The sequence below is a fragment of the Streptomyces sp. NPDC059166 genome (assembly GCF_042755185.1).
Classification (GTDB): Bacteria; Actinomycetota; Actinomycetes; order Streptomycetales; family Streptomycetaceae; genus Streptomyces.
Genome location: NZ_JBHZCI010000027.1, coordinates 57,131 through 81,604 on the forward strand (window position 1 = coordinate 57,131; position 24,474 = coordinate 81,604).

The 24,474-nt window shown below is 72.4% G+C and carries 22 protein-coding genes; 15 read left to right on the forward strand and 7 right to left on the reverse strand.

Annotated features, from left to right (window positions below; all coding sequences use genetic code 11):
• Nucleotides 1–66: 66 nt before the first annotated feature.
• Entirely contained in the window at nucleotides 67–1,173 is a 1,107-nt protein-coding gene (locus ACFXOA_RS20915; RefSeq protein WP_385030402.1) for an alpha/beta hydrolase-fold protein, read from the reverse strand.
• A 103-nt stretch (nucleotides 1,174–1,276) separates the two neighbouring features.
• On the opposite strand from ACFXOA_RS20915, the gene ACFXOA_RS20920 reads away from it, so the two are divergent.
• The 10 genes from ACFXOA_RS20920 to ACFXOA_RS20965 all read left to right on the forward strand — a co-directional run bounded on the left by ACFXOA_RS20920 (nucleotide 1,277) and on the right by ACFXOA_RS20965 (nucleotide 9,810).
• Entirely contained in the window at nucleotides 1,277–1,489 is a 213-nt protein-coding gene (locus ACFXOA_RS20920) for an MbtH family protein (protein WP_385030405.1), read from the forward strand.
• Between the two features lie 267 nt (nucleotides 1,490–1,756).
• Nucleotides 1,757–2,260: a GNAT family N-acetyltransferase gene (locus tag ACFXOA_RS20925; protein ID WP_385030408.1), complete on the forward strand. Its 504-nt coding sequence runs from the start codon at nucleotides 1,757–1,759 to the stop codon at nucleotides 2,258–2,260.
• Nucleotides 2,261–2,553: 293 nt separating this feature from the next.
• Complete coding sequence (locus ACFXOA_RS20930; RefSeq protein WP_385030410.1) at nucleotides 2,554–3,438, forward strand: HipA family kinase; 885 nt, start codon at nucleotides 2,554–2,556, stop codon at nucleotides 3,436–3,438.
• Entirely contained in the window at nucleotides 3,435–3,818 is a 384-nt protein-coding gene (locus ACFXOA_RS20935) for a DUF3037 domain-containing protein (RefSeq protein ID WP_385030413.1), read from the forward strand. The genes ACFXOA_RS20930 and ACFXOA_RS20935 overlap by 4 nt, the downstream gene beginning before the upstream one ends.
• 201 nt (nucleotides 3,819–4,019) lie before the next feature.
• Complete coding sequence (gene fabG / locus ACFXOA_RS20940; protein ID WP_385030416.1) at nucleotides 4,020–4,781, forward strand: 3-oxoacyl-ACP reductase FabG; 762 nt, start codon at nucleotides 4,020–4,022, stop codon at nucleotides 4,779–4,781.
• A gap of 22 nt (nucleotides 4,782–4,803) precedes the next feature.
• Nucleotides 4,804–5,559 carry an SDR family oxidoreductase gene (locus ACFXOA_RS20945; protein WP_385030419.1) on the forward strand — a complete coding sequence of 252 codons (756 nt, stop codon included), beginning with the start codon at nucleotides 4,804–4,806 and terminating at the stop codon, nucleotides 5,557–5,559.
• A 118-nt stretch (nucleotides 5,560–5,677) separates the two neighbouring features.
• Nucleotides 5,678–7,258, forward strand: a complete 1,581-nt coding sequence (locus ACFXOA_RS20950; protein WP_385030422.1) for an ABC transporter substrate-binding protein — start codon at nucleotides 5,678–5,680, stop codon at nucleotides 7,256–7,258.
• Nucleotides 7,259–7,340: 82 nt separating this feature from the next.
• Nucleotides 7,341–8,060 carry a uracil-DNA glycosylase gene (locus ACFXOA_RS20955; RefSeq protein WP_385030425.1) on the forward strand — a complete coding sequence of 240 codons (720 nt, stop codon included), beginning with the start codon at nucleotides 7,341–7,343 and terminating at the stop codon, nucleotides 8,058–8,060.
• A 90-nt stretch (nucleotides 8,061–8,150) separates the two neighbouring features.
• Nucleotides 8,151–8,615, forward strand: coding sequence for a hypothetical protein (locus ACFXOA_RS20960; RefSeq protein WP_385030537.1), 465 nt, complete (start codon nucleotides 8,151–8,153; stop codon nucleotides 8,613–8,615).
• Between the two features lie 298 nt (nucleotides 8,616–8,913).
• On the forward strand, nucleotides 8,914–9,810 hold the full coding sequence (locus ACFXOA_RS20965) for a Gfo/Idh/MocA family protein (RefSeq protein WP_385030428.1): 897 nt from the start codon (nucleotides 8,914–8,916) through the stop codon (nucleotides 9,808–9,810).
• Here the strand turns inward: ACFXOA_RS20965 and lnt are convergent.
• Nucleotides 9,743–11,377 carry an apolipoprotein N-acyltransferase gene (gene lnt, locus ACFXOA_RS20970; RefSeq protein ID WP_385030431.1) on the reverse strand — a complete coding sequence of 545 codons (1,635 nt, stop codon included), beginning with the start codon at nucleotides 11,375–11,377 and terminating at the stop codon, nucleotides 9,743–9,745. The genes ACFXOA_RS20965 and lnt overlap by 68 nt on opposite strands.
• Before the next feature lie 156 nt (nucleotides 11,378–11,533).
• Nucleotides 11,534–12,421, reverse strand: coding sequence for a universal stress protein (locus ACFXOA_RS20975; protein ID WP_385030434.1), 888 nt, complete (start codon nucleotides 12,419–12,421; stop codon nucleotides 11,534–11,536).
• Nucleotides 12,422–12,640: 219 nt separating this feature from the next.
• Here ACFXOA_RS20975 and ACFXOA_RS20980 point away from each other — a divergent pair, with 219 nt between their 5' ends.
• Complete coding sequence (locus ACFXOA_RS20980) at nucleotides 12,641–16,819, forward strand: molybdopterin-dependent oxidoreductase (protein WP_385030437.1); 4,179 nt, start codon at nucleotides 12,641–12,643, stop codon at nucleotides 16,817–16,819.
• 15 nt (nucleotides 16,820–16,834) lie between these two features.
• Here ACFXOA_RS20980 and ACFXOA_RS20985 read toward each other — a convergent pair whose 3' ends face one another.
• The 3 genes from ACFXOA_RS20985 to ACFXOA_RS20995 form a co-directional block, all read right to left on the reverse strand.
• Nucleotides 16,835–17,620, reverse strand: coding sequence for an SGNH/GDSL hydrolase family protein (locus ACFXOA_RS20985; RefSeq protein ID WP_385030440.1), 786 nt, complete (start codon nucleotides 17,618–17,620; stop codon nucleotides 16,835–16,837).
• A gap of 159 nt (nucleotides 17,621–17,779) precedes the next feature.
• Complete coding sequence (locus tag ACFXOA_RS20990; RefSeq protein WP_385030443.1) at nucleotides 17,780–18,652, reverse strand: undecaprenyl-diphosphate phosphatase; 873 nt, start codon at nucleotides 18,650–18,652, stop codon at nucleotides 17,780–17,782.
• Nucleotides 18,653–18,823: 171 nt separating this feature from the next.
• Nucleotides 18,824–19,570 carry a TVP38/TMEM64 family protein gene (locus tag ACFXOA_RS20995; RefSeq protein WP_385030446.1) on the reverse strand — a complete coding sequence of 249 codons (747 nt, stop codon included), beginning with the start codon at nucleotides 19,568–19,570 and terminating at the stop codon, nucleotides 18,824–18,826.
• A 369-nt stretch (nucleotides 19,571–19,939) separates the two neighbouring features.
• Here ACFXOA_RS20995 and ACFXOA_RS21000 point away from each other — a divergent pair, with 369 nt between their 5' ends.
• The 4 genes from ACFXOA_RS21000 (at nucleotide 19,940) to ACFXOA_RS21015 (ending at nucleotide 23,161) form a co-directional block, all read left to right on the forward strand.
• The gene (locus ACFXOA_RS21000; RefSeq protein ID WP_385030449.1) at nucleotides 19,940–20,083 is read left to right on the forward strand and encodes a hypothetical protein; all 144 of its coding nucleotides are present in this window, start codon (nucleotides 19,940–19,942) and stop codon (nucleotides 20,081–20,083) included.
• 92 nt (nucleotides 20,084–20,175) lie between these two features.
• Complete coding sequence (tuf, locus tag ACFXOA_RS21005) at nucleotides 20,176–21,345, forward strand: elongation factor Tu (protein ID WP_385030452.1); 1,170 nt, start codon at nucleotides 20,176–20,178, stop codon at nucleotides 21,343–21,345.
• Between the two features lie 68 nt (nucleotides 21,346–21,413).
• The gene (locus tag ACFXOA_RS21010) at nucleotides 21,414–22,265 is read left to right on the forward strand and encodes a patatin-like phospholipase family protein (protein ID WP_385030455.1); all 852 of its coding nucleotides are present in this window, start codon (nucleotides 21,414–21,416) and stop codon (nucleotides 22,263–22,265) included.
• 50 nt (nucleotides 22,266–22,315) lie between these two features.
• Entirely contained in the window at nucleotides 22,316–23,161 is an 846-nt protein-coding gene (locus ACFXOA_RS21015) for a spermidine synthase (RefSeq protein ID WP_385030457.1), read from the forward strand.
• Here ACFXOA_RS21015 and ACFXOA_RS21020 read toward each other — a convergent pair.
• Entirely contained in the window at nucleotides 23,123–24,433 is a 1,311-nt protein-coding gene (locus ACFXOA_RS21020) for an MFS transporter (RefSeq protein ID WP_385030460.1), read from the reverse strand. The two genes, ACFXOA_RS21015 and ACFXOA_RS21020, sit on opposite strands and share 39 nt — an antisense overlap.
• Nucleotides 24,434–24,474 lie beyond the last annotated feature (41 nt).

Below are 24,474 nucleotides of genomic sequence, written 5' to 3' on the forward strand. Positions count from 1 at the left end.
GGTAGCCGGCCACGAGGTGCCGGGGCCCTGCCGGCCCCGGCACCCAGCCCGTCCGCTGCCGTCCCGTCAGGCCAGGGCCCAGGCGACGTCGCGCAGCAGTGCGTGCCGCCAGCCCACCCGGTCGTGCCCGGCGGCGGAGCGGGAGATCCGCGCGGTGACGCCGGCCTGTCCGGCCAGTGCCTCGACCCGCTCGCAATGCGGCCGCATACGCGTCTCGTGCTCGCCCAGGTCGAACGCGATCCGCAGTCCGGCCGGGGCGGGGCGCTCGCGCAGCCGCTCGGCGATCACCCCGCCGGCCGGCCCGCCCAGCGGGTCCGCGAGCCCGGCGGCCTCAGGTGTCCACCAGAACGCCCCTGACTGGCAGGCCACGCGGGACACGATCTCCGGGAACTCCAGGGCGGCGTACACCGCGCTGAGACCGCCGAGGCTCTGCCCGGCGGCCACGAGGCGGCTCAGGTCCGCGGACACGCCGCAGTCAGCCACCAGCGGCAGGAGTTCGTCGCGGATCGCCTCCCACAGGTCCGGCCTGCAGCCGAACTCGGCCGCCCGGTCCTTGGCCGGGACGAAGACCAGGGTGACCGGGGGCATGTCCCCGGCGGCCGCGGCGGCGTCGAACGCGGTCACGGCGGGGTGGAGGTGCAGCCAGTCGTCCCCGTCGAGCAGCAGGACCACCGGACCGCCCCCGGCCACGGGGTGGACCCGCACCGTGCGGCGTCCGCCGAGCCGCTCGCTCGCCCACCGGACGCGGGTCCGAGGAAGGGGCAGCACGTCGTCGGCGCCCACGAGGGGCCAGTGCGGCTGCGGGGGAGCGTCGGGAGTGGCGAGGAGTGAACGCTCCCCGCCGGCCCCCGAAGGGTTGAGCGGGTCGGCGGACGGCCCGAGTCCGGTGCGGAACCGGTAGGTGACCCTGAGACGGGCGGGCATCGGCACCGTGGCGTACCAGCAGTCCGTCCCGCGCCACCGGAGCATCGGCACCGGATCGGACCAGCCCTCGAACTCGACGTCGGCCGGGGAGGCGCCGCGCCGGAGGAGGAGTGCGGTCCAGCCTCCCTCTCCGGCGGCGGCGCACGCGGGCCCGGCGGCAGCCCAGAACTCCGCCGTGCCGGGGGTTCCGTGGATGCCGAAGGCGGCGAACGGGTCGGCGGAGCCGCTCGGGACAGCGGGTCCAGGCATCGGGGGTCTCCTTGTGAGGCGTGACGGGGGGACGTTACTATCTGCGATTAGGCGAGCCTAACCTAAGCAGCCGGGATCCGATCGGCCCCAGGAGGACACCGATATGAGCACCAACCCATTCGACGACGAGGACGGCCGCTTCCTGGTCCTCGTCAACGACGAGGGCCAGCACTCCCTCTGGCCGTCGTTCGCCGAGGTCCCAGGTGGCTGGACGGTCGCCTTCGAGGAGGCCGGGCGAGCGGAGTGCCTGGAGTACGTCGAGACGCACTGGACGGACCTGCGCCCACGCTCCCTCGCGGAGGCCACCGGGATCTGATCGGCCGTCCGCGCCGCCCGGGCCCGCGCGTGACCCCGGATCTCCTGCCGGGCGCGAAGAGTCAGGGGCGGCGCCCCCGCCGCCCCTGACCACCTCGTCGTGCGCGGGCCGGGCGGTCGGCGGGAACGCCGGGCTGATCGGGTTCGAGGACCACCCCGCCGTGCGCGGGCAGGACATCCGCCGGGCCGTCCCTCCGCCCCGGCGTTCACGGGTGCCGTCCGGGAGTTGCCCCTGCCCGCGAACGGTGCCCACAGAGGAAGGAACCCCTTGGCCACGGCCATCTCCGCCGCACAGCCACCGGCAGCCGGCTCGCCGGATCGCGACCCGGGCTTCGCCGTGCGGCCGGCGCGCGAGTCCGAAGGGCCGGCGCTCGCCTCACTGTCCGGGCCCTTCGCCCGCACCGGCGAACTGCGGGAACGGCCCCTCTCCCTCTACGTGGCGAGAGCGTCCGACTTCCTCGTGGCGCAGGTCCCCGACGGGACCCTGGAGGGCTGCGTCGGACTCCGCGAGCACGCCTCGGCAGGGGTGTTGTACAACTTCTGCGTCGCCGGCCACCGGCAGGGCTCGGGCATGGGCGGCCGGCTGCTGTACGCGGCGATCGCCCGTGCCCGGTGCCGGGCGTTGTCGACCCTGTTCACCGCGACGACCGGCGGCGGCCGCCTCTTCCTCCGCCACGGCTTCGTGCCCGCCCGCCCCGGGCAGGCACCGGGCGACTGGTCGCGGTCCCTGGACCCCGGGCGCAACGCGAGGGTCCTGGCCCTGAGCCTGTGAGCACGCACGCCGGTGCGTGCGGACGGTGGCAGGAGGGCGCGCCGCGCTCCCGGCCCGGCCGCTCGGACGCCCCTCGCCGACGATCACCCTCGGTTACTATGCTCACCTCGCGCCGGACGCCTGCGGCAACGGGCCCGGCGCCATCGGCGGTCTGCTCGGGGAGCGGGGACACCGGCTCGCCGGCCCGGTCCTCCCGGATTCCCCCGGTGCCGTCGGCCGGTGGTTCCTGCCTCCAGGCCCCCGGAGAGACTGTCCGTGGACGAGAAGGCTGAAGAGATTGGTGGCCGCAGGAAGTGCTGGAAGAGGTCGTAGCGACCCGCTATGTCACGCCGCTGCGTGAGGGCGGATCGCTCCCCGGGATCGTCGAGGCCGACGACCTGGGCACGTACGTCATGAAGTTCACCGGAGCCGGGCAGGGGCGCAAGACCCTGGTGGCGGAGGTGATCTGCGGGGAGCTGGGCCGGAGGCTCGGCCTGCGGGTCCCGGAGCTGGTGACGATCCAGCTCGACCCCGTCATCGGCCTGGCCGAACCGGACCAGGAGGTGCAGGAGCTCCTCAAGGCCAGCGCCGGACTCAATCTCGGGATGGACTACCTGCCCGGCTCCATCGGCTTCGACCCCCTCGCCTACGAGGTCTCCGCCGCGGAGGCGGGGAAGGTGGTCTGGTTCGACGCGCTGATCAACAACGTGGACCGGTCCTGGCGGAATCCCAACATGCTCGTATGGCACGGTGAGCCCTGGCTGATCGACCACGGCGCCACCATGATCTGGCACCACAACTGGCCCGGGGCGCAGGCCTCCGCAGCCAAGCCGTACAACGCCTCCGACCACGTCCTCGCACCGTTCGGGCCCGACGTCGCCGCCGCGGCGGCCGAACTCGCTCCGCTGGTCACGGAGGAACTGCTCACCGAGGTGACGGCGCAGGTGCCCGACGCCTGGCTGGAGGGCGAGCCGGGATTCGAGACCACGGAACAGCTCCGCAGGGCCTACGTCGAGCCGCTGCTGGCGCGCGCCGAGGGCATCCACGGGCGCATCGTCCTCGAAGGGCCCTCGAAGCCCCGCCCCTCCCAGGCCCCCGGGTGGCTCACCGAGCACCTGACGCCCTGGCCCCACCCCACCAGGAAGGACCGGGGCGCGCAGCCGGCGGCCGGGAGTGACGGCAAGGACGGTGGCCGATGAGCAAGCGAGACGTCTTCGAGTACGCGGTCCTGCGCGTCGTTCCCCGGGTCGAGCGCGGTGAGTGCTTCAACGCGGGGGTGCTCGTCTACTGCCGCGCCAAGTCGTTCGTCGCCGCCCGCACCCACCTGGACGAACGCAAACTCATGGCGCTGGATCCGCAGGCGGACGTGCGTGGGGTGCGTGCCGCGCTGCGCGCCGTGGAAGGGGTCTGCGGCGGCGGTGAGGCGGCGGGACAGGCTGCCGGGGACGACGCGGGGAGGCGCTTCCGGTGGCTGATCGCGCCGCGTTCCACGGTCGTGCAGCCGGGCGTCGTGCACAGCGGCCTGACCACCGACCCGGCGGCGGAGGTCGAGCGCCTGCTCGACCTGCTGGTGCGCTGATCCGGCGGCCGGCTCCGCCCTCACCGGTCGTGCGGGGGCGGAGCCGGCCGGTGTGACATGCGTCCGTACGCCCGTGGGCCGTTGACACCGGGTGCCAGGGCTTCTAGCGTCTCGTCTGCTGAAGGTACTAAGCGGTTGCTCAGTCATCGGGAACTTCCTGACGTCCGCTGAGCCGCATTCCAAGGGCGAGGAGAACCAAGCATGTCCACCACCGAGCAGCGCGTCGCCATCGTGACGGGAGCGGCACGGGGCATCGGCGCCGCCACCGCCGTACGACTGGCGGCCGAGGGCCGCGCCGTCGCCGTACTCGACCTCGACGAGGCGGCGTGCAAGGACACCGTCGAGAAGATCACCGCCGCGGGGGGCAAGGCTCTCGCCGTCGGCTGCGACGTGTCGGACAGCGCCCAGGTGGAAGCCGCCGTCGCGCGGGTGGCCGCCGAGCTCGGCGCTCCGACGATCCTCGTCAACAACGCGGGCGTGCTCCGCGACAACCTGCTGTTCAAGATGAGCGAGTCCGACTGGGACACCGTGATGAACGTGCACCTCAAGGGCGCGTTCCTGATGGCCAAGGCCGTTCAGTCGCACATGGTGGAGGCCAAGTTCGGCCGGATCGTCTCGCTCTCCTCCTCGTCCGCGCTGGGCAACCGCGGTCAGGCCAACTACTCGGCGGTGAAGGCGGGCCTCCAGGGCTTCACCAAGACGCTCGCCAAGGAGCTCGGCAAGTTCGGGGTGACCGCCAACGCCGTCGCCCCCGGCTTCATCGTCACCGAGATGACCGCCCAGACCGCCGCACGGGTCGGGATGGGCTTCGAGGAGTTCCAGGCCGCCGCCGCGACCCAGATCCCGGTGCAGCGTGTGGGACGCCCCGAGGACATCGCCAACGCGATCGCCTTCTTCACCGGCGAGGAAGCGGGCTTCGTGTCCGGACAGGTCATGTACGTCGCCGGCGGACCGCTCAACTGACCCCGGAAGGGCTGCGTACAACATGACTGTGCAGGACAGCGGCAAGGTCGCGCTGATCACCGGCGCGAGCCGCGGCATCGGGTACGGGATCGCCGAGGCGTTCGTGGCCCGGGGTGACCGTGTGGTGATCACCGGCCGGGGCGAGGACGCCCTCAAGGAGGCCGTGGAGAAGCTCGGCGCCGACCGGGCCGTCGGGATCGCGGGCAAGGCGCACGACGAGGCCCACCAGGCGGCCGCCGTCGACCGCGCCATGGAGGCCTTCGGCCGCGTCGACTACCTGGTCAACAACGCCGGTACCAACCCCGTCTTCGGGCCGATGGCCGAGCTCGACCTCAACGTCGCCCGCAAGGTCTACGAGACCAATGTGATCTCCGCGCTCGGCTTCGCCCAGCAGACCTGGAAGGCGTGGCAGCGGGAGAACGGCGGCGCCATCGTCAACATCGCCTCGGTCGCGGGGGTCTCCGCGTCGCCGTTCATCGGCGCCTACGGGATGAGCAAGGCGGCCATGGTCAACCTGACCCTCCAGCTGGCGCACGAGTTCGCGCCGGTCGTACGGGTCAACGCGATCGCGCCGGCCGTGGTGAAGACCAAGTTCGCGGAGGCGCTGTACGAGGGCAGGGAGGCCGAGGCGGCCGCCGCCTACCCGCTGGGCCGACTCGGTGTCCCCCAGGACATCGGAGGCGCGGCGGCGTTCCTCACCTCCGGGCAGTCCGACTGGGTCACGGGGCAGACGCTCGTCGTCGACGGCGGTATTTTCCTGAACGCCGGCGTGGCCTGAGGGAGGACTGCGCCAGTTTGGCCCTGATTGAGTCAAGTGCCCCGCCGGGCCTGTGAATTGTTCCGGTGGGGCACTGCGGTATGGTCTGCCGACCCACGGCTGATCGAGGAGCGTGCACGTGTTCTACCGGGCCGGCCTGCAGGTTGCTGCAGCCCTTGCTTCCCTTTCTGTGCTGACCGGTTGCGGTCTGCTGTCCGACAGCAGCTCGGAAGTCGATCAGGAGATATCGGTCGGAACGACGAGTTCGCCCTCGACCCTCGACCCGGCTGCCGCCTGGGACGGATCCTGGGAGCTGATGAGGAACGTCTTCCAGACCCTCGTGAGCTTCCCGACCGGCAGCACGAGTCCCGAGCCGGACGCCGCGCAGGAATGCAGGTTCACGGACGCCACGAGCATGGCGTACCGGTGCACGCTGCGCTCCGGGCTGAAGTTCTCCAACGGGGAGAAGATCGACGCCGAGGCGGTGAAGTACTCCATCGACCGGATCGCCAAGATCAAGGTCAAGGGCGGTCCCGCCGGTCTCCTCGGATCTCTGGACCGGGTGGAGACCAAGGGCGACGACACGGTCATCTTCCACCTGTCCAAGGCGGACGCGACCTTCCCCTTCATCCTCGCGACCCCGGCGATGTCCCTCGTGGCCCCCGGCGACTACCCGGCGGACAGCATCCGCGACGACGGGAAGGTCACCGGATCAGGACCCTACGTCCTCGACTCGTACGAGCCGGGCAAGCAGGCCGAGCTGACCAGGAACCCCGGCTACAAGGGGTTCGCGGACCGCAAGAACGACTCGGTCACGATCCGCTACTTCGACGACTCGGCCCGCATGGTCGACGCGTTGAAGAAGAAGGAGATCGACGCCACCTACCGTGGTCTGACCGCCGAGGAGGTCATCGGCCTGGAGGACAACAAGAAGGACAACAAGGGTCTGCAGATCGTCGAGTCCACCGGGGCCGACATCCGCTTCCTGGTCTTCAACCCCAAGGACCCGGCGGCGGGGAAGTCCGCCGTCCGTCAGGCCATCGCCCAGCTCGTCGACCGCGACGCCCTCGTCGCCAAGGTCTACCGGGGCACCGCCGAACCGCTCTACTCCATGGTTCCCAAGGGCATCGCCGGGCACACGACCAGCTTCTTCGACACCTACGGCGACCCGGACGCCGACAAGGCCAGGGCGATACTCACCGACGCCGGCATCACCGCGCCGGTCAAGATGACCTTCTGGTACACCACGGACCGCTACGGATCCTCCACCGCCCCCGAGTTCGCCGAGCTGAAGCGCCAGCTCGAGGCGTCCGGCCTGTTCCGGATCACACTGAAGAGCGCGCCCTGGAAGTCCTTCCAGGAGGGCTTCACCAAGGGGCAGTACCCGGTCTTCGGCCGCGGCTGGTTCCCCGACTTCCCGGACCCGGACAACTTCGTCGCCCCCTTCGTCGGCAAGGAGAGCGTCACGGGTACGCCGTACCTGAGCAGCGAGATCACCGATGACCTGCTGCCGTCCTCCCGCCAGGAGAGCGACCGCGGCGCCGTCTCCCAGCAGTTCAAGCGGGCCCAGGAGATCCTCGTCAAGGACGTGCGCCTGCTGCCCCTGTGGCAGGGCAAGCTCTACGTCGCCTCCGGGGAGGACATCGGGGGCGGAGAGCGTGCCCTCGACCCGCAGACGGTCATGCAGATGTGGGAGCTGTACCGCAAGACCAGCTGGTAGGGGGACCGGGGCGGTGCCGGTGTCAGTGGCCCCCCGGTAGGTTCTGTGGACAAGAACCGATTGCTCACCGGAGGTTGTGGACGTGACCGACACCGACCTGCTGCCCGAGTCCTGGCGCGGCGTCCTCGGAGAAGAGCTGCAGAAGCCCTACTTCGAGGAGCTCACCGACTTCGTCGAGAAGGAGCGGGCCGAGGGGCCGGTGCACCCGCCGCGCGACCAGGTCTTCGCCGCTCTCGAGGCCACCCCCTACGACCAGGTCAAGGTGCTCGTCCTCGGACAGGACCCGTACCACGGCGAGGGCCAGGGGCACGGACTCTGCTTCTCGGTCAGGCCCGGGGTCAGGACACCTCCCTCCCTGCGCAACATCTACAAGGAGATGAACGACGAGCTCGGCCTGCCGGTCCCGGACAACGGATACCTGATGCCGTGGGCCCGGCAGGGCGTGCTCCTGCTCAACGCCGTGCTGACCGTCCGCGGCGGCCAGGCCAACTCGCACAAGGGCAAGGGCTGGGAGAAGTTCACCGACGCGGTGATCCGCGCGGTGGCCGATCGGCCCGATCCGGCCGTCTTCGTACTCTGGGGCAACTACGCCCAGAAGAAGATCCCCCTGATCGACCAGGACCGTCACGTGGTGGTCAAGGGCGCGCACCCCTCGCCCCTGTCGGCCAAGAAGTGGTTCGGCTCCCGTCCCTTCACCCAGATCAACGCGGCCGTCGCCGCCCAGGGACACGAGCCCATCGACTGGCGCATCCCGGACCTGGGCGAGCAGGTGACCCGCCCGGCGGCCGGGGCCCGCGCCTGAACGGGTTTTCCGCCGCCTGCGGCTAGCGTCTGAGCGACCGGAACAGGCCGGGCGTGGATCAGGGAGACCTCTGACGTGGAGCAGCGGGCAATGTCGGGGGACACCGTCATGACCAGGATCGGTCAGGCGATCATGCTGCTCCACGCGGGGGACCGGGAGGAGGCCAGGAACCGCTTCGGGGCCCTCTGGTCGGAGATCGGGGAGTGCGGCGACGCCCTGCACCGCTGCACCCTCGCGCACTACATGGCGGACACCCAGGACGACCCCGGGGACGAGCTGGCGTGGGATCTGAGGGCGCTGACCGCGGCGGAGGGCCCGGCGGGCGCGCCGGGGAGGGAAGGGGACGCGTCGGCGGTGGGGGCGCTCGTGCCTCTGCTGCACCTCAACCTGGCGGCGGACTACGTCAAGCTCCAGCGCTTCGAGGCTGCCGGGATCCATCTGGACCGGGCCTGGGAGACCGCGGGGGTCCTGGAGGACGACGGCTACGGCGACGCGGTCCGCGCCTTCCTCGGGCGGATGGAACAGCGGCTCGGGGGAGCCACGCCCGGCGAGTGAACCCTCTCTGGTTCCCGCGGCGCCCGGCGTGGCCTTCGTACCCGCTTCCGGTGGACCGCCGCTGCCCGGTACCCCGGCCGTGGTTCCCGTCGCCGGCCCGGTGCGCGCGCCCTCCGGCTGTGGCTCCCGTCGCGGCCCGGTGCGCGCAGGCACAGCCGCCGCCTCGGCCCGGGTCTCCCGCGTACGTTCCACGGCGTCGCCGACCGGGAGCCGCTTCCTCGCACGTATGCTGCCGGGGCCAGGGGGAGCGGAGCACGCGACCGTGACAAGCCCCTGGTCAAGGCGACAGGGAGAACTCGTGAAGGTCGGCTGCATCGGACTCGGCGACATCGCGCGGAAGGCGTACCTGCCGGTGGTGACGGCACTGCCGGATGTCGAACTGCATCTCCAGACCCGTACCCCGGCGACGCTGGAAGCCGTAGCCGCGGCGCACCGGATCCCCCCGGTCCGATGCCACCAGGACCTGACCTCGCTGCTCGACCAGGGCCTGGACGCGGCGTTCGTGCACGCACCGACCGCCGCGCACGCGGAGATCGTGGGACGACTCCTCGAAGCGGGCGTCCCGACCTACGTGGACAAGCCGCTCGCCTACGAACTCCACGAATCCGAGCGGCTGGTGACCTCGGCCGAGGAGCGCGGAGTCGGTCTCGCCGTGGGATTCAACCGCAGGCTCGCCCCGTCCTACGCCCAGTGCGCGGAGCACCCCCGCGACCTCATCCTCCTGCAGAAGAACAGGGTGGGACTCCCGGAGGATCCCCGGACCATGGTGCTCGACGACTTCATCCACGTCGTCGACACCCTGCGCTTCCTCGTCCCCGGCCCGGTGACCGCCGTCGACGTCCGCGCCAGGATCGCCGATGGCCTCATGCACCACGTGGTCCTGCAGCTGTCCGGCGACGGATTCACGGCGATCGGCATGATGAACCGGCTCAACGGGTCGACCGAGGAGATCCTCGAGGTGTCCGGGCAGGATTCCAAGAGGCAGGTCGTCAACCTCGCGGACGTCGTCGACCACAAGGGCCAGCCGACCCTGCGGCGGCGCGGCGACTGGGTGCCCGTCGCCCGGCAGCGCGGTATCGAACAGTGCGTGCTGTCCTTCCTGGACGCCGTGCGGGCCGGTGTGGTGCTCAGCGCCCGGGACGCTCTGGAGACCCACCGGCTGTGCGAGCGGATCCTTCTGGACGTCTCGGAGTAGGCGTCCTGACGGCCCTGGCCCCCGCGGCTCCGAGGAACACGGCCATCACCGCCAGAGCGCCGTACACCGGCCAGGCGCCCAGCCGGACGTAGAGGGTGGTTCCGTGGGCCAGCGGAACGTCGTAGACGGTGGCCGCGGTGTCGTCCGTGCCGATCGGTGCGCCCAGCCGCTCACCCCGCGGGCCGTACGCGACGCTCACGCCGGTGAGTGTCGCGTGCACCATGGGGCGGCCTGTCTCGGCGGCGCGGAGGGCGGCCAGCGAGGCGTGCTGCGCGGGCGCCCAGCTGTGCTGGAACGTCGAGGTCGACGACTGCGCCACCAGCAGCCGAGCACCCTCCCTCACCAGTTCCCGGCTCATGTCCGGGAAGGCGGTCTCGAAGCACACCAGCGGGCCGATGCGCAGACCGTCCGCCCCGGGCACGTCCATCACCACGGGCGCGGTGCCCCGCAGACGGTCCTCGCCCGCCGCCTTGCCCACCGAGGTCGCCCAGCCGAGCACCCCGCGGGCAGGCACGTACTCACCGAACGGCACCAGGCGCATCTTGTCGTAGCGGTCACCGGTCGGCCCCCGCGGGCCCACCAGTACGGCGGACTTGTAGATCCCGGCGCTGTGGGGCCCGTCCGTGCGCCGGGCGTCCATGTTGACCAGCAGGTCCGCTCCGACCAGGCGCGAGAGCGACGCGAGACGGTCCGCGGTGCCGGGACTCCGTGACAGGTCGACGCCCACACTGCTCTCGCCCCAGACGACCAGGTCCACATCGCGGCCGGCGAGTTCACGGGTCAACCGCTCACTGCGGTCGAACCGGCGCCCCACGCTGCCCGGGCCCTCGACCACACCCGGCTGCACGACCGCGATCCGCGCCCTGCCGCTCTCCTGGGGCCGAGGCGCCCACACGGCGATCGCACCCACGACGACCGCACCCACCAGTACACAGGCCCCCGCCGCGCGCCGGGCCGCCGGCAGGGCGATCAGCAGGGTGAGCACGGTGTTGACCGCCACCACACCCAGGCTGAGCAGCCACACCCCGCCCACCGAGGCGACCCGCAGCGCCGGCGGGACCTGCCACTGGCTCGCACCCAGCAGGCCCCAGGGGCCACCGAGGCCCTGCCAGGAGCGGACGAGCTCGATCATCAGCCATCCGGAGGGCACCACGACGACCGCGGCGACCGATCGCCGAACGGACGGTGAACCGCCGAGCAGCCGGGAGACCAGCAGGCCCCATGGCGCCCACAGAAGCCCCAGGAGGGCGGCGAGCACCAGGATGAACACGTGCAGGCTCGGCATCAGCCAGTGGTGCACGGCGAGCATGAATCCCGTGCCCCCGATCCAGCCGTCGACGGCCGCCCGGCGCCCGGTCCCGGCCGACCGCACCAGCAGCAGCCAGGGCACCAGCGCCACGTACGCGAGCCACCAGAGAGACGGGGCCGGGAACGCCAGAGCGGGCAGGGCTCCCGCGCACAGGGCGGCGACACCACGGCCGGCCCGGGAACGCAGCAGCCGTTCGTACGGCCGACCGTCACCCCCGCCGGCTCGAGCGCCGGACTGCCGCCCGCCCCACATCGGCATGCGCCTCCTCCTCGCCCTCGTCCGTCCGGTCCCAGTGTGGTCCAGAAGATCAGCAGCGCACAGGGGGCGTGCCGCCGCCACCGGGGCCCGTACCCGCGCGGCGGCCGGTCGGGCCGGGGAGAGGCGGAGTCCTCCGGGCCGGTCCCGCGCCGGCGGTCAGGCGGGGACGACGGCCACCGGGCCGAGGGAGTGCGTCACGGTCGTCTGGGCCACGGGGGAGAGGCCGAGACCGAGCGACTCGCCGCCCTTGCGCCGCCCCACGACGGTCAGCGCCGCGGTGGCCGAGGCGGCGACCAGGGTGCGCGAGGCCGATCCGCGCACCGGCTCGCGCACCACCCGCACCTCGGGGTGGCTCTCGCTCCTGCCCGCGGTGAGCTCGGCGAGCGCCAGGTCCGCAGAGGCCGACGCCGCCTCGCTGTCGAAGACCGGACCTCCCGCGAGCAGGGAGGAGAACATCGTCCATCCGTGCACCACGCGCAGCCGTGCGCCCGGCCTGGCGGCGGCCGCCTCGAACGCGAAGTCCAGCACCGCCCCGCTGCTCTCGTCCGCGGCCACCCCCGCCACGACGTCCGCGGACGTTTCCTCCCGCCCGTCCGCCACGAAGTCCGCGGAGGTTTCCTCCGACCCGTCCGTCCGGCCGGTGCGCACCACGACCACGGGACACTGCGCCATGGACGCGGTCGCCAGGCTGTTCGAACCGATCATCAGGGCGCGGAACCCGCCGAGGCCGCGGGATCCCATCACGACCATCGAGGCGTCCCGGCTGAGCGAGACCAGCGCGGCCGAGGGGAAGTCCAGCGGAGCCAGCGTCGAGACACGCAGACCGGGCGCCGACCGGGACGTACGCGCCACGGCCCGGTCCAGCAGCTCCCCGGCCTCCCGCACATCGCTCTCCGCGTCCGTACGCCCGGTGTACGGACGGACGTGGACGACCACCAGCGGCCGGTCACGGCGCAGCGCCTCGGCGGCCGCCCAGCCGAGCGCCTCCCAGCCGTGGGTGGATCCGTCCACCGCCGCGATGACGGGAAGGTCGTCGGCGCTCATGCGGGCCTCCGGAGCGATCGGGGGACAACTCACGAGCCGGTACGAACGGCCCGGAACGGCGATTATCGCCCGATCCCGTCCCGAGGGCCCGGCGGGCCTCACCGCGCCGGGCCGACGCCTGTGCAGGCGACGTAACCCCGCCTGATCGTCCGGTGTGACACCTGGGAAACGGACGTTTCCTACCGTCGCGGTACCACCGCTCCTCAGGAAGGGCCGCCCATGAACACACCGGATCCGCGGCCGGACACCCCCTCCCGGATGCGGACGGTCTGTTCGTACTGCGGCGTAGGATGCGGCATCGTCCTCGACATCGGAAGCGGGCCGGACGGCCGCCGCAAGGTCCTCAAGGCCACGGGCGACAAGGACCACCCCACGAACCGCGGCAGGCTCTGCACGAAGGGGGCGACGAGCGCCGAGATGCTCGCCGCGCCCGGCCGGCTCAGCACCGCGCTGGTACGGGCGGACCGCAGCGAGGAACCCGCGCCGACGCCCATGGAGGCCGCGGTCAGGGAGACCGCGCGGCGGCTGCGCGGGATCGTCGACGAGCACGGGCCCGACGCGCTCGCGCTCTACGTCTCCGGCCAGATGACCCTCGAGGCGCAGTACCTGGCGAACAAGCTGGCCAAGGGCTTCGTCCGCACCGGCTGGATCGAGTCCAACTCCCGGCTCTGCATGGCCAGTGCCGGCAGCGGCTACAAGCTCTCACTCGGCGCCGACGGCCCACCCGGCTCGTACGAGGACTTCGACCACGCGGACACCTTCCTCGTGATCGGCTCGAACATGGCGGACTGTCACCCCATCCTCTTCCTCCGCCTCATGGAACGGGTGAAGGCGGGGGCCAGACTGATCGTCGTGGACCCCCGGCGGACGGCCACCGCCGAGAAGGCCGGGCTCTTCCTGCCCGTCCGTCCGGGCACGGACCTGGCCCTGCTCAACGGCCTGCTGCACCTCCTCGTGGAGAACGGTCACACCGACCCCGAGTTCATCGCCGAGCACACCGAGGGCTGGGAGGCGATGCCCGGATTCCTGCGCGACTACCCGCCCGCCGTGGTCGCGGAGATCACCGGCGTCCCGGAGGAGGACATCCGCCTGGCCGCCAGGTGGATCGGGGAGGCGGGGGAGTGGATGAGCTGCTGGACGATGGGCCTCAACCAGAGCACCCACGGCACCTGGAACACCAACGCCCTGATCAACCTCCACCTGGCCACCGGCGCGATCTGCCGGCCGGGCAGCGGCCCCTTCTCGCTCACCGGCCAGCCGAACGCGATGGGCGGCCGCGAGATGGGCTACATGGGACCCGGTCTGCCGGGCCAGCGCGTGCTCGGGGCCGACGACGACCGTGCCCACATCGAGGACCTCTGGGGTCTTGCCCCCGGAACCCTGCGCACGGACGCGCCGGGCGCCGGGACCGTGGAGATGTTCCGGCGCATGTCGCAGGGCGAGATCAAGGCCTGCTGGATCATCTGCACCAACCCGGTGGCATCCGTCGCCAACCGGCGCACCGTCATCGAGGGCCTGGAGGCCGCCGAGTTCGTCGTCACCCAGGACGTGTTCGCCGACACCGAGACCAACGCCTACGCCGACGTGACCCTGCCCGCGGCGCTCTGGGCGGAGGCCGAAGGTGTCATGATCAACTCCGAGCGGAATCTCACCCTCGGCACCCGTGCGGTCGATCCCCCGGGCGACGCCTGGCCGGACTGGCGCATCATCGCCGAGATCGCCCGCGAGATGGGTTACGAGGACGCATTCCGCTACGGCAGCGCCGAAGAGGTCTTCGAGGAGATCAAGCGCGCACACAATCCGAGGACCGGCTACGACCTGCGGGGAATCAGCTACGAGCGGCTGCGCCGCACCCCCGTCCAGTGGCCCAGCGCATCCCCCGACGGACCCGGGCGCAGCCCGGTGCGCTACCTCAACGACGGAGTCAGCCAGACCCTGGCCGTGCGCCCCGACGGCAGCGTGCCCCGGCTGGCATTCCCCACGGAGAGCCGTCGCGCGGTGTTCCTCGCCCGCCCTCACATGCCGCCCGCCGAGATGCCCGACGACGCCTTCCCCTTCGTGCTCAACACCGGCCGTCTGCAGCACCAGTGGCACACCATGACCAGGACGGGGAAGGTCGCCAAGCTCAACCGGCTCGACCCCGGCCCCTTCGTGGAGATCAACCCCAGGGACGCGGCCGCCCTCGCGATCACGGAGGGCGACCCGGTCGAGGTCGCCTCCCGCCGCGGCCGGGCGGTGCTCCCCGCCGTCGTGACCGACCGGGTGAGGCCCGGGGACTGTTTCGCGCCCTTCCACTGGAACGATCTCTTCGGCGAGTACCTCAGCGTCAACGCCGTCACCAGCGACGCCGTGGACCCGGTCTCCCTCCAGCCCGAGTTCAAGGTCTGCGCGGTGACGCTCGCCAAGGTCGCGGCCGTCGACGCCGTGACCGCCGCGCCGCCCGAGGCCGCGGCCCCGCCAATCCCGGGCGCCGCCGCCCCGCTTGCCGCGGTGTTCGGCATCGCGGATCCCGCCCCTCCCGTCCTGACCGGCGCCGAACGCCGCTACCTGTCCGGCTTCCTCGCGGGTCTCGGCACGCGGCCGGTGGAAGGCGCCCCGGTACTGCCCCGGAACGCGCCCTTCGACCCGGACCACGCCCTGTGGGTCGACGGGGTGCTGGCCGGCATGTTCTCCCGGACCCCGGAGACGCGGGAGGCACAGCCCTCCGGATCACACGCCCCGCCCGGGCGTGAGGTCCTCGTCCTGTGGGCCTCGCAGACCGGCAACGCCGAGGAGGTGGCCGCCTCCGCGGCACGGCGGCTGACAGCCGACGGGCGCACGGCCACCCTCGTAGGGATGGACGAGCGCCCGCTGGAAGGCATTCCGGGCGCGGCCGACCTCCTCGTCGTCACCAGCACGTTCGGGGACGGCGACGCCCCCGACAACGGTTCGGCGTTCTGGGCCGCCCTCAACGCCCCCGGCACGCCGCGGCTCGACGGAGTCCGCTACGCCGTGCTCGCCCTCGGGGACTCCTCCTACGACGACTTCTGCGGCCACGGCAGGCGGATCGACGAACGCCTCGGCGAACTGGGCGCCCTCCGGCTCGTGCCCCGTACGGACTGCGAACCGGACTACGACGTCCAGGTCGGACAGTGGCTCGACGAGGTCTCCGCCGCACTCGCCGGTGCCGCGTCCGGCACCGACGCCGCACCCTCCGCCTCCGACACCACCCCGCGCGCTCCCGCGACCGCCCGGCCGGCCGCCGCGCCCGCGGCCCCCGCGCCTTCCGCACCGACTCGCGCCGCGAGGACGGTCACCGCACGGCTGGTGGGCAACGAACTGCTCAGCCTCCCCGGTGCGACCAAGGAAGTCAGGCGGTTCACCTTCGACGCGCAGGACAGCCCCGTCCCCCTGGCCTACGAGGCGGGTGACGCCCTCGGCGTCGAGGCGCTCAACTGCCCCGGACTCGTGGCGGAATGGCTGGCCGTCACCGGACTGGACGCCGCCGAGCCGGTCGACGTGCGGGGCGTGGGCGCCGTGCCCCTCGGCGATGCGCTCCACCGCCACCTGGACATCGCGAGGATCACACCGGGACTGCTGCGCCTGGTCGCCGAACGCACCCAGGACCGCACCCTGAGGAAGCTGCTGCGCCCGGACAACAAGGGCGAACTCGCGCAGTGGACCTGGGGGCGCCAGGCAGTCGACGTCATCGCCGAGCACGCGGCCCGGGCCACCGCGGCCGAGTTGGCCGAAGCCCTCACGCGCCTGCGGCCGAGGCTCTACTCCATATCGTCCAGCCCGCTCACCGACCCCGGACTCGTGCGCACGACCGTCTCCGTCGTCCGTTACGAGAACCGTCACGGGACCGTCCGCAAGGGAGTGGCCTCCACCTTCCTCGCGGACGCGGAGGAGGGCAGCGGCGTGCCGGTCTTCGTCCAGAGTTCCCCGCACTTCCGGCCCCCGGCCGACCCCGCCACCCCCATGATCATGGTCGGTCCGGGCACCGGGGTCGCCCCGTTCGTCGGCTTCCTCGGTGAACGGCGGGCCCTCGGCCACCGTGGCGCCAACTGGCTGTTCTTCGGCGAGCAGCGCAGGGCCACCGACTTCTACTACGAGGACGAGCTGGACACCCTCCGCCGGGAGGGCGTCCTGACCCGGCTGGACACCGCCTTCTCCCGCGACCAGCGCGCCAAGATCTACGTCCAGGACCGGATGCGCGAGCACGGCGCCCAGCTCTGGGCATGGCTTCAGGACGGTGCGCACTTCTACGTGTGCGGCGACGCCTCCCGGATGGCGAAGGACGTGGACCGTGCCCTGCGGGACATCGCCGTGGCCCACGGCGGACTCCAGGAGGACGCCGCCGCCGCGTACGTCAAGCAGCTGTCCGCCGGCAAGCGGTACGTGCGCGACGTCTACTGAGGCCGGCCACCGGGCTCAGCCGCCCGCGACCGCCGCGTCGAACGCCGGCAGGTAGGCGGACGCGTGGCCCTCGGCCGTCGGGTGGACGTTCGTGCCGCTGATCCACGCGTCGCTCGTGCAGATCTCGTGCCCGGTGAAGGCGGGCCTTGCGTCGGCGAAGGCGAATCCGGCCGCCCGCGCACGGTCCGCGATGGTCTCGTTGAGGAGGTCCGATCCGCGGTTGACGGCGGAGCGCTTGGCGGAGCTGAGCCCGCCGAGGCAGAGCCCGCCCTCCTTGTACAGATGCGGATAGCCGACGATCACGACCTCCGCGCGCGGCGCGCGGTCGCGGACGGTCGCGTAGAGGGTGTCCAGCTCACCCGGCAGCTCGTTCACGACGTACTCCGCGGCGGTCTCCAGCGCGCGCTCGCAGGCGGACTGCGTCGAGTACTGGCAACTGAGCATCGTCGAGGCGAACCCCGAGTCGTTGCCCCCGATACTGAGACTCACCAGCGTGGTGTCCTCGTCCAGTTCGCCGGCCTGGTCGTCCAGGACGTCGGGGATCTTCGCACCGCCGCACGCGGCGAAGGTGAAGGAGGCCGGACCGTTCGCGTCGGCCCACAGCGCCGGATAGGCGTTGCGGCTACGGGTGCACGCGAGGTCGGAGTAGCTCCCGGCACCCGTCCCCGAGGAGTACGAGTCGCCGAGGGCCACGTAGTTCACCTCCGCCGACGCGGCGGGGGGCGCGGCGTGGGCCGGTACGGTGACCGACGCGAGCGCCAGGGCGACAAGGGCGGCGCCGGCGGGGCGGGACAGAGGCACGGGGACTCCCGGTGGTGGGGGAACGGAGGCGGCGGACGACGGCCGCCCCACGACCGGGCGGCCGGGTCCCAGCCTTCCGCCGCCGCACTCCCATGGGCATCGGCGAAATGACCGGCTCCCGGACCCCACCGGTCCGGGAGCCACCGCGCAGGTCCTCCGTCAGCCCGCGGACTCGCCCGCGTGCGGGCTCAGGACACCTGCTCCGATCAGGACGAACAGCAGGATGCCCAGGGCGACGCGGTAGATCACGAACGGCATGAAGCTCTTGGTCGTGATGAACTTCATGAACCATGCGATGACCGCGTAACCGACCGCGAAGGCGATGAGCGTCGCGAAGATCGTCGGCCCCCAGGAGACGTGTCCCTCGCCGGCGTCCTTCAGCTCGAACACACCGGAGGCCAGTACCGCGGGGATCGCCAGGAGGAAGGAGTAGCGGGCCGCCGCCTCACGCGTGTAGCCCATCAGGAGACCACCGCTGATCGTGGCGCCGGAGCGGGAGACACCCGGGACCAGCGCCATCGCCTGGCAGAAGCCGAAGATCAGACCGTCCTTGACGCCCAGTTCCCTCAGCGACTTGCGTTCCTTGATCGCCCGGTGCTTGCCCCCGGTCTCGTCGCGCGCCGCGAGCCGGTCCGCGACGCCGAGGACGATGCCGAGGACGATCAGGGTCGTTGCGATCAGACGGAGGTCACGGAAGGGGCCCTCGATCTGGTCCTTGAAGGCCAGACCGAGGACGCCGATCGGAAGCGAGCCGATGATGACCAGCCAGCCCATCTGGGCGTCGTGGTCACTGCGCATCGCCGAGTTCGTCAGAGACCGGAACCAGGCGGAGACGATCCGGGCGATGTCCTTGCGGAAGTAGATGAGGACCGCGGCCTCGGTTCCGATCTGGGTGATGGCGGTGAACGCGGCTCCAGGGTCGTGCCAGCCCGCGAACGCCGCGGTCAGCCGCAGATGGGCGCTGGAGGAGATCGGCAGGAACTCGGTCAGTCCCTGAACGAGGCCCAGGACGAATGATTCGAACCAGCTCATGGGGCTTAGGCCATCCCGGAGGTACTCATGCAACGGCCGACGGACCCGTGGGCCGTCGGCAACGTGCGGATGCGGTCAGGAAGGGGGACGGGACACCACGGCCCCGGACATCCTCTGTCGGTTGCGCGCAGCGTATCGCCTGCGGGTGAACGGAGTCCCCCCTGCCCCTGGCTACGCCGCGCCGCCGGCCTCCGCGGGCGGCGTCCCGGCCGCCCCGCCCAGCCGGTGCCGCCTCCGCCAGGCGACCAGGGCCGCGCCGGCTCCGGAGACCACGATGAAGCCCATGGCGGCCAGGAACACCGGCGAGGTCGGCGACGAGGCCGTGCTGCCCGCGACGACGTAGGCGGCGGTGTTGGGGATCGAACCGAGTCCGGTGGCCAGGAGGAACGGCGGATAGCCCATACGGGACGTCGCCGCGCAGTAGTTGGCCGCGGCGAACGGCACTCCGGGGAAGAGCCGCAGGGCCAGCATGGATCTGAACCCGTGGCGGCTGAGCAGCCCGTCCGCCGCCTTCAGGTACTTGCCGCGCAGCAGCGTCCGGAGCGCGTCCTGCCCCAGCACCCTGCCGAGCAGGAAGGAGACGCCCGCCCCGAGCACGGTCCCGGCCAGCGCGGCGGCGAGACCGGCCTGCGCGCCGAAGAGCGCCCCGGCCGCCAGGTTGAGCAGCGGGCGCGGCACGAAGGCCACAGTGCACACGCCGTACGCGAGCCCGAACAGCATCGCCGCGGCGGACCCGGTGAGTTGTGGTGGCCAGCCGGAGGCCAGCAGCCGCTGCGGTTCGAGTCGCAGCATGGTGACGGCGGCGGCCAGGAGGACCGCCACGAGCAGGGAGAACCGGGACCAGGGGGAGAGCAGCGCCCTCGTACAGCGCAATGCGAGGCCGCCGGAGTGCCGTGTTGCGGGGACGGGGTCGAACATCTGGGGAGCGTAACCGAAACGGGTGTGTGATCGCCGTAATGTCCGGGCGGCGAGCAGGCGTACGGCAGGCGGCTGTTCGTCCCCGGCGAGGCGGAAACCGGCCCGACCAGGGCTCCTTCGCGCGGCAGGACGACGCGTGCGCCCGCCGGTGTGACGAACTCGCCCGCACCGGACCGGCCGTGCGAGCCGTCTCCGTCCGCACGACGACGACCGTACGGCCCCGTCGCCACCGGTCCTGCCGGCGGAGCCGTCCTCACGCCCGCGGCGATGTGGCCACTCGCAGGAGGACGCGCCTGCGCGGCGGTCCGGCCCGCCCGCCCGCTTGAAAACCGCTCGACGCCGGGACGCCGCTCCGCGATGATCAGGGGCATGTTCCGGTACGCCTTCCTCGCAGCGTGGTCCGCGGTCGCGGCCACGCCGAAGGCTGCCGTCATCCCCGCGGCCGCACCCGCGGCAGCGACCGACGCGGCGTGCACCGCCGCCACGGCGCCCTTCGGCGGCGCCCGAAGCTGACCCTCCCCCGACAAGTCCGGCGGACCCCGCAAGGGGAGGGTCGGCGGGGCCCTGGGGTCTTCTCACTCAGCTTCGAACACCAAGGACGAGCCATGCCCAAGACGGCATACGTGCGTACCAAGCCACACCTCAACATCGGCACCATGGGCCACGTCGACCACGGCAAGACCACCCTGACGGCCGCCATCACCAAGGTGCTGAGCGACCGCGGCAGCGGCACCTTCGTGCCGTTCGACCGGATCGACCGCGCCCCGGAGGAGGCCCAGCGGGGCATCACCATCAACATCGCGCACGTCGAGTACGAGACCGACACCCGGCACTACGCGCACGTCGACATGCCCGGTCACGCCGACTACGTCAAGAACATGGTCACGGGGGCGGCGCAGCTGGACGGGGCGATCCTCGTGGTCTCCGCGCTCGACGGGATCATGCCGCAGACCGCCGAGCACGTGCTGCTGGCCCGTCAGGTCGGGGTCGACCACATCGTCGTCGCCCTCAACAAGGCCGACGCGGGCGACCCGGAGCTCACCGACCTGGTGGAGCTCGAGGTCCGCGAGCTGCTGACCGCGCACGGCTACGGTGGGGACACCCTGCCCGTCGTACGGGTGTCCGGGCTCGGAGCGCTCCGGGGCGACCCGCGCTGGACGGCGTCCGTCGAGGGGCTGCTGGACGCCGTCGACACCTACGTACCGATGCCGGTGCGCTACACCGACGCGCCGTTCCTGCTGTCCGTGGAGAACGTGCTGACCATCACCGGCCGGGGCACCGTCGTCACCGGGGCCGTGGAGCGTGGCACGGTGCGCGTCGGGGACCGGGTGTCGGTGCTGGGGGCGGACGTCGAGACGGTCGTCACGGGCCTCGAGACCTTCGGCAAGCCGATGGAATCGGCGGAGGCCGGCGACAACGTCGCGCTGCTGCTGCGCGGAGTCGAGCGCGACCGGGTCCGGCGGGGCCATGTGGTCGCGGAGCCCGGCAGCCTCACCCCGAGCCGTCGTTTCACCGCACAGGTGTACGTCCTTTCGGGGCGGGAGGGAGGCCGGACCACACCCGTCACGACCGGATACCGGCCGCAGTTCTACATCCGCACGGCGGACGTCGTCGGTGACGTCGACCTGGGTGACGCGGCAGTCGCCCGGCCCGGTGACACGGTCACGATGACCGTCGAGCTGGGGCGTGACGTCCCGCTGGAGCCCGGTCTCGGCTTCGCGATCCGCGAGGGCGGACGCACCGTCGGCGCCGGTACGGTCACCGGCCTGCTCTGAGCGCGCCGCGCGGCACGCCCTCCCACCCCGGGAGGGCGTGCCGCGCCCGCTGATGCAGACTGGGGCGCATGGCAGACACAGCACTCGTCCTGGGTGCCGGCGGAGTCACCGGCACCGCGTGGGAAACCGGGATCCTGCACGGACTCGCCAAGGCAGGCGTCGACCTGTCCACCGCCGACCTGATCGTCGGGAGCTCGGCCGGAGCCCTCGTAGGGGCGCAGCTCGCCTCGGGACTCGTGGCCGTCGGCGACCTCTACGAACGGCAGCTCGCCGACCCGGAGGACGACAAGGGGGCGGCGGGCCGGCTGGGCCCGGTCACAGTCCTGCGTTACGCGAGAGCGGTGCTTTCCTCCCGCACCCCGGAGGAGTACGGACGGAGACTGGGCGCGCTGGCCAGGGAGAGCCGGCCCGCCGCGACGGCCGCCCAGCGGCTGGCGATGATCGCCGGACGGCTCCCGTCGGCCGACTGGCCCGAGCGGCATCTGCTCGTCACCGCCGTCGACGCCGCCACCGGGGCACTGCACACCTTCGACAGGACGGGTCCGGTCCCGCTCCCCGAAGCGGTCACCGCCAGCTGCGCCGTTCCCGTGGTCTGGCCCGTCGTCGGCGCCGGAGGCAGGACCTGGATCGACGGCGGGGTGCACTCACCCGCCAACGCCCACCTCGCGGCGGGCTACGAGCGCGTCGTCGTCATCGCCCCCACCGCCGCCGGCAACCGGGTGATCGCCGCTCCCCGGGCGCAGGCCGCCGAGCTGGAGGAGGCGGGAGCGCGCGTCGAGGTCATCACCCCGGACGCGGGCACCAGGAAGGCCGTGGGCCGCAACTCCCTGGACCCCGCACGCCGTGCGGCGGCGGCCCGGGCGGGCCTGGCCCAGTCAGCGGCGCACACCGAGGCGGTCGCCGCGGTGTGGAACGGCTGAGCCGGACGGCCGGCGGACGAGGCCGTCGCCGGCACGGTCACAATGGGGGAGTGAACGAGCCGATCCCCGTACTCCGTGAAACCGACCAGGGCACCGCCAGGCTGCTGCCCGACGTGGACCGGGACCGGGCCTGGCTGCTGACGGTCGACGGTGCCCCGCAGTCGTACGTCGACCTGGACGAGCCGGAGCACCTCGAGTTCGAGTACGTACGCCGGCTCGGCCACGTCGTGGACCTCGCCGCCCCGGCCGGGCGGCCGCTGGACGTGGTGCACCTCGGTGGCGGCGCGCTCACGCTGCCTCGCTACGTCGCGGCGACCCGCCCCGGCTCACGGCAGGAGGTCGCGGAGGCGGACGGGGGACTCGTCGCGCTCGTGGACGAGCACCTGGCCCTGCCCACGCGCTCCGGGATCACGGTGCACGCCACCGACGCCCGGGAGTGGCTCGATGCGGCGCGACCGGCCTCCGCGGATCTCCTCATCGGCGACGTGTTCGGCGGCTCACGGGTACCGGCCCACCTGACCTCCGTGGAGTACGCGCGGGCCGCGGGGCGCCTCCTGCGCCAGGACGGCCTCTACGCGGCCAACCTGGCGGACGGCGCCCCCTTCGGCTTCCTGCGGTCGCAGCTGGCCAACTTCGCCGAGGTCTTCGGGGAACTCGTCCTGATCGCGGAGCCGGCCGTCCTGCGCGGACGCCGCTTCGGCAACGCCGTGCTGCTCGCCTCGCACGTGCCCGTCGACGCCGCCGCGCTCACCAGGCGGTGCGCCTCCGACGCGTTCCCGGCACGGGTCGAGCACGGCGCGGCGATCACCCGGTTCATCGGTGACGCGCGGCCGGTGCGCGACCGTGAGGCCGTGGCCTCACCTCAGCCCCCCGAGGGCGCCTTCAGCATCGGCTGACGCCTGGGAGGGCTCAGGCACGCTGACCTTCGCCACCGTGCCGCGGCGCGTCAGGTTGCGTACGTCGGGGACCAGCAGCACCCCCGCCGTCACCAGCACGATCAGCCCCGCGCAGCCCCACAGCGCCGTGCTGCGGCCGACGAGCGTCTCCACCGGCCCGGCCGCCGCCGTCGCCAGCGGCACCATCGCCACCGATCCGAACCAGTCGTACGCGGCGACCCTGGAGAGCTTGTCCTCCGGGATCTCCTGGTGGAGAGCCGTCATCCAGGACACGCCGAACACCTCTATGGCGACACCGGTCACGAACATCACCACGCAGAGGCCGGCGACGGGCAGCGGGATCGCGAGCCCCGCGGACGGCATGGCCAGCGGGAAGACGCAGAGCGTCCCGGCCAGCAGCAGCCGCCGCGGCTTCCAGCGCATCATCAGCAGGGCTCCGCCCAGGGTGCCGACCCCGAACGAGGCCAGGGCGAAGCCCCAGGGGCGCGCGCCGCCGAGTTCGTCCTGGGCCACCAAGGGCCCGTACACGGCCTCCGCCGCACCGACGACCGCGACGACCACGGAGAACTGCAGGACCACGGCCCACAGCCAGGGCCGTCCGGCGACCTCCTTCCAGCCCTCCCGGAGGTCGGCGAGCAGCCCGTCGCCCGGGGCACGCGGCGGGATGTGCCCCACGTCGAGGAAGGCCCTCAGCGCACCGGCGGCCGCGAAGGCCGCGGCGTCCACGGCGAGCACCCAGCCCGGGTTCATGGCCGCGATCATGGCGCCGCCGAGTGCGGCGCCGCCGATGGCCGCGCCGTGCATCGACATACGGAAGAAGGCGAAGGCCCGGGCCGCCTGCTCGGGGCCGACGCTGGAGAGCAGCATGCCCTCGGAGGCGGGGCCGAAGAACGCCTGGCCCGTACCGCAGAGAGCGGTCAGCACCATCATGTGCCACAGCTCCGCGGAACCTGTCAGGACGAGCCAGGCGAACACCGCCTGCGACAGGCAGTTGAGCGTGTTCGCCGCCACCATCACCCGGTGGCGCGGCAGCCTGTCCGCGACCGCGCCGCCGACCAGGAGGAAGAGCACCAGCGGAGCGGTGCGCGCCGCCGCGACCAGGCCGACGTCGCCGGCGTCGCCACCCGACTCCAGGACCGCGAACGCCGCCGCGATCAACGCGCCGTTGGAGCCCAGGCTCGTGATGATCGCGGCGGCGGTCAGCAGACCGAAATTCCGTCCCGCCGGAAGGGGGCGGGACGCGGGGGAGGCGGAGGAGGGTGCGGAGGTCACCAGGGGACTATCCCCGGAGCGACCCCCTCTCGCCAAATGGA

Coding starts and splice junctions, on each gene's coding strand:
- ACFXOA_RS20980 (WP_385030437.1), top strand. CDS start 12,641: ATGAACACACCGGATCCGCGGCCGGACACCCCCTCCCGGATGCGGACG.
- ACFXOA_RS20920 (WP_385030405.1), top strand. CDS start 1,277: ATGAGCACCAACCCATTCGACGACGAGGACGGCCGCTTCCTGGTCCTC.
- tuf (WP_385030452.1), top strand. CDS start 20,176: ATGCCCAAGACGGCATACGTGCGTACCAAGCCACACCTCAACATCGGC.
- lnt (WP_385030431.1), bottom strand. CDS start 11,377: ATGCCGATGTGGGGCGGGCGGCAGTCCGGCGCTCGAGCCGGCGGGGGT.
- ACFXOA_RS20975 (WP_385030434.1), bottom strand. CDS start 12,421: ATGAGCGCCGACGACCTTCCCGTCATCGCGGCGGTGGACGGATCCACC.
- ACFXOA_RS20915 (WP_385030402.1), bottom strand. CDS start 1,173: ATGCCTGGACCCGCTGTCCCGAGCGGCTCCGCCGACCCGTTCGCCGCC.
- ACFXOA_RS20990 (WP_385030443.1), bottom strand. CDS start 18,652: ATGAGCTGGTTCGAATCATTCGTCCTGGGCCTCGTTCAGGGACTGACC.
- ACFXOA_RS20935 (WP_385030413.1), top strand. CDS start 3,435: ATGAGCAAGCGAGACGTCTTCGAGTACGCGGTCCTGCGCGTCGTTCCC.
- fabG (WP_385030416.1), top strand. CDS start 4,020: ATGTCCACCACCGAGCAGCGCGTCGCCATCGTGACGGGAGCGGCACGG.
- ACFXOA_RS21000 (WP_385030449.1), top strand. CDS start 19,940: ATGTTCCGGTACGCCTTCCTCGCAGCGTGGTCCGCGGTCGCGGCCACG.
- ACFXOA_RS20995 (WP_385030446.1), bottom strand. CDS start 19,570: ATGTTCGACCCCGTCCCCGCAACACGGCACTCCGGCGGCCTCGCATTG.
- ACFXOA_RS21010 (WP_385030455.1), top strand. CDS start 21,414: ATGGCAGACACAGCACTCGTCCTGGGTGCCGGCGGAGTCACCGGCACC.
- ACFXOA_RS20945 (WP_385030419.1), top strand. CDS start 4,804: ATGACTGTGCAGGACAGCGGCAAGGTCGCGCTGATCACCGGCGCGAGC.
- ACFXOA_RS20960 (WP_385030537.1), top strand. CDS start 8,151: ATGTCGGGGGACACCGTCATGACCAGGATCGGTCAGGCGATCATGCTG.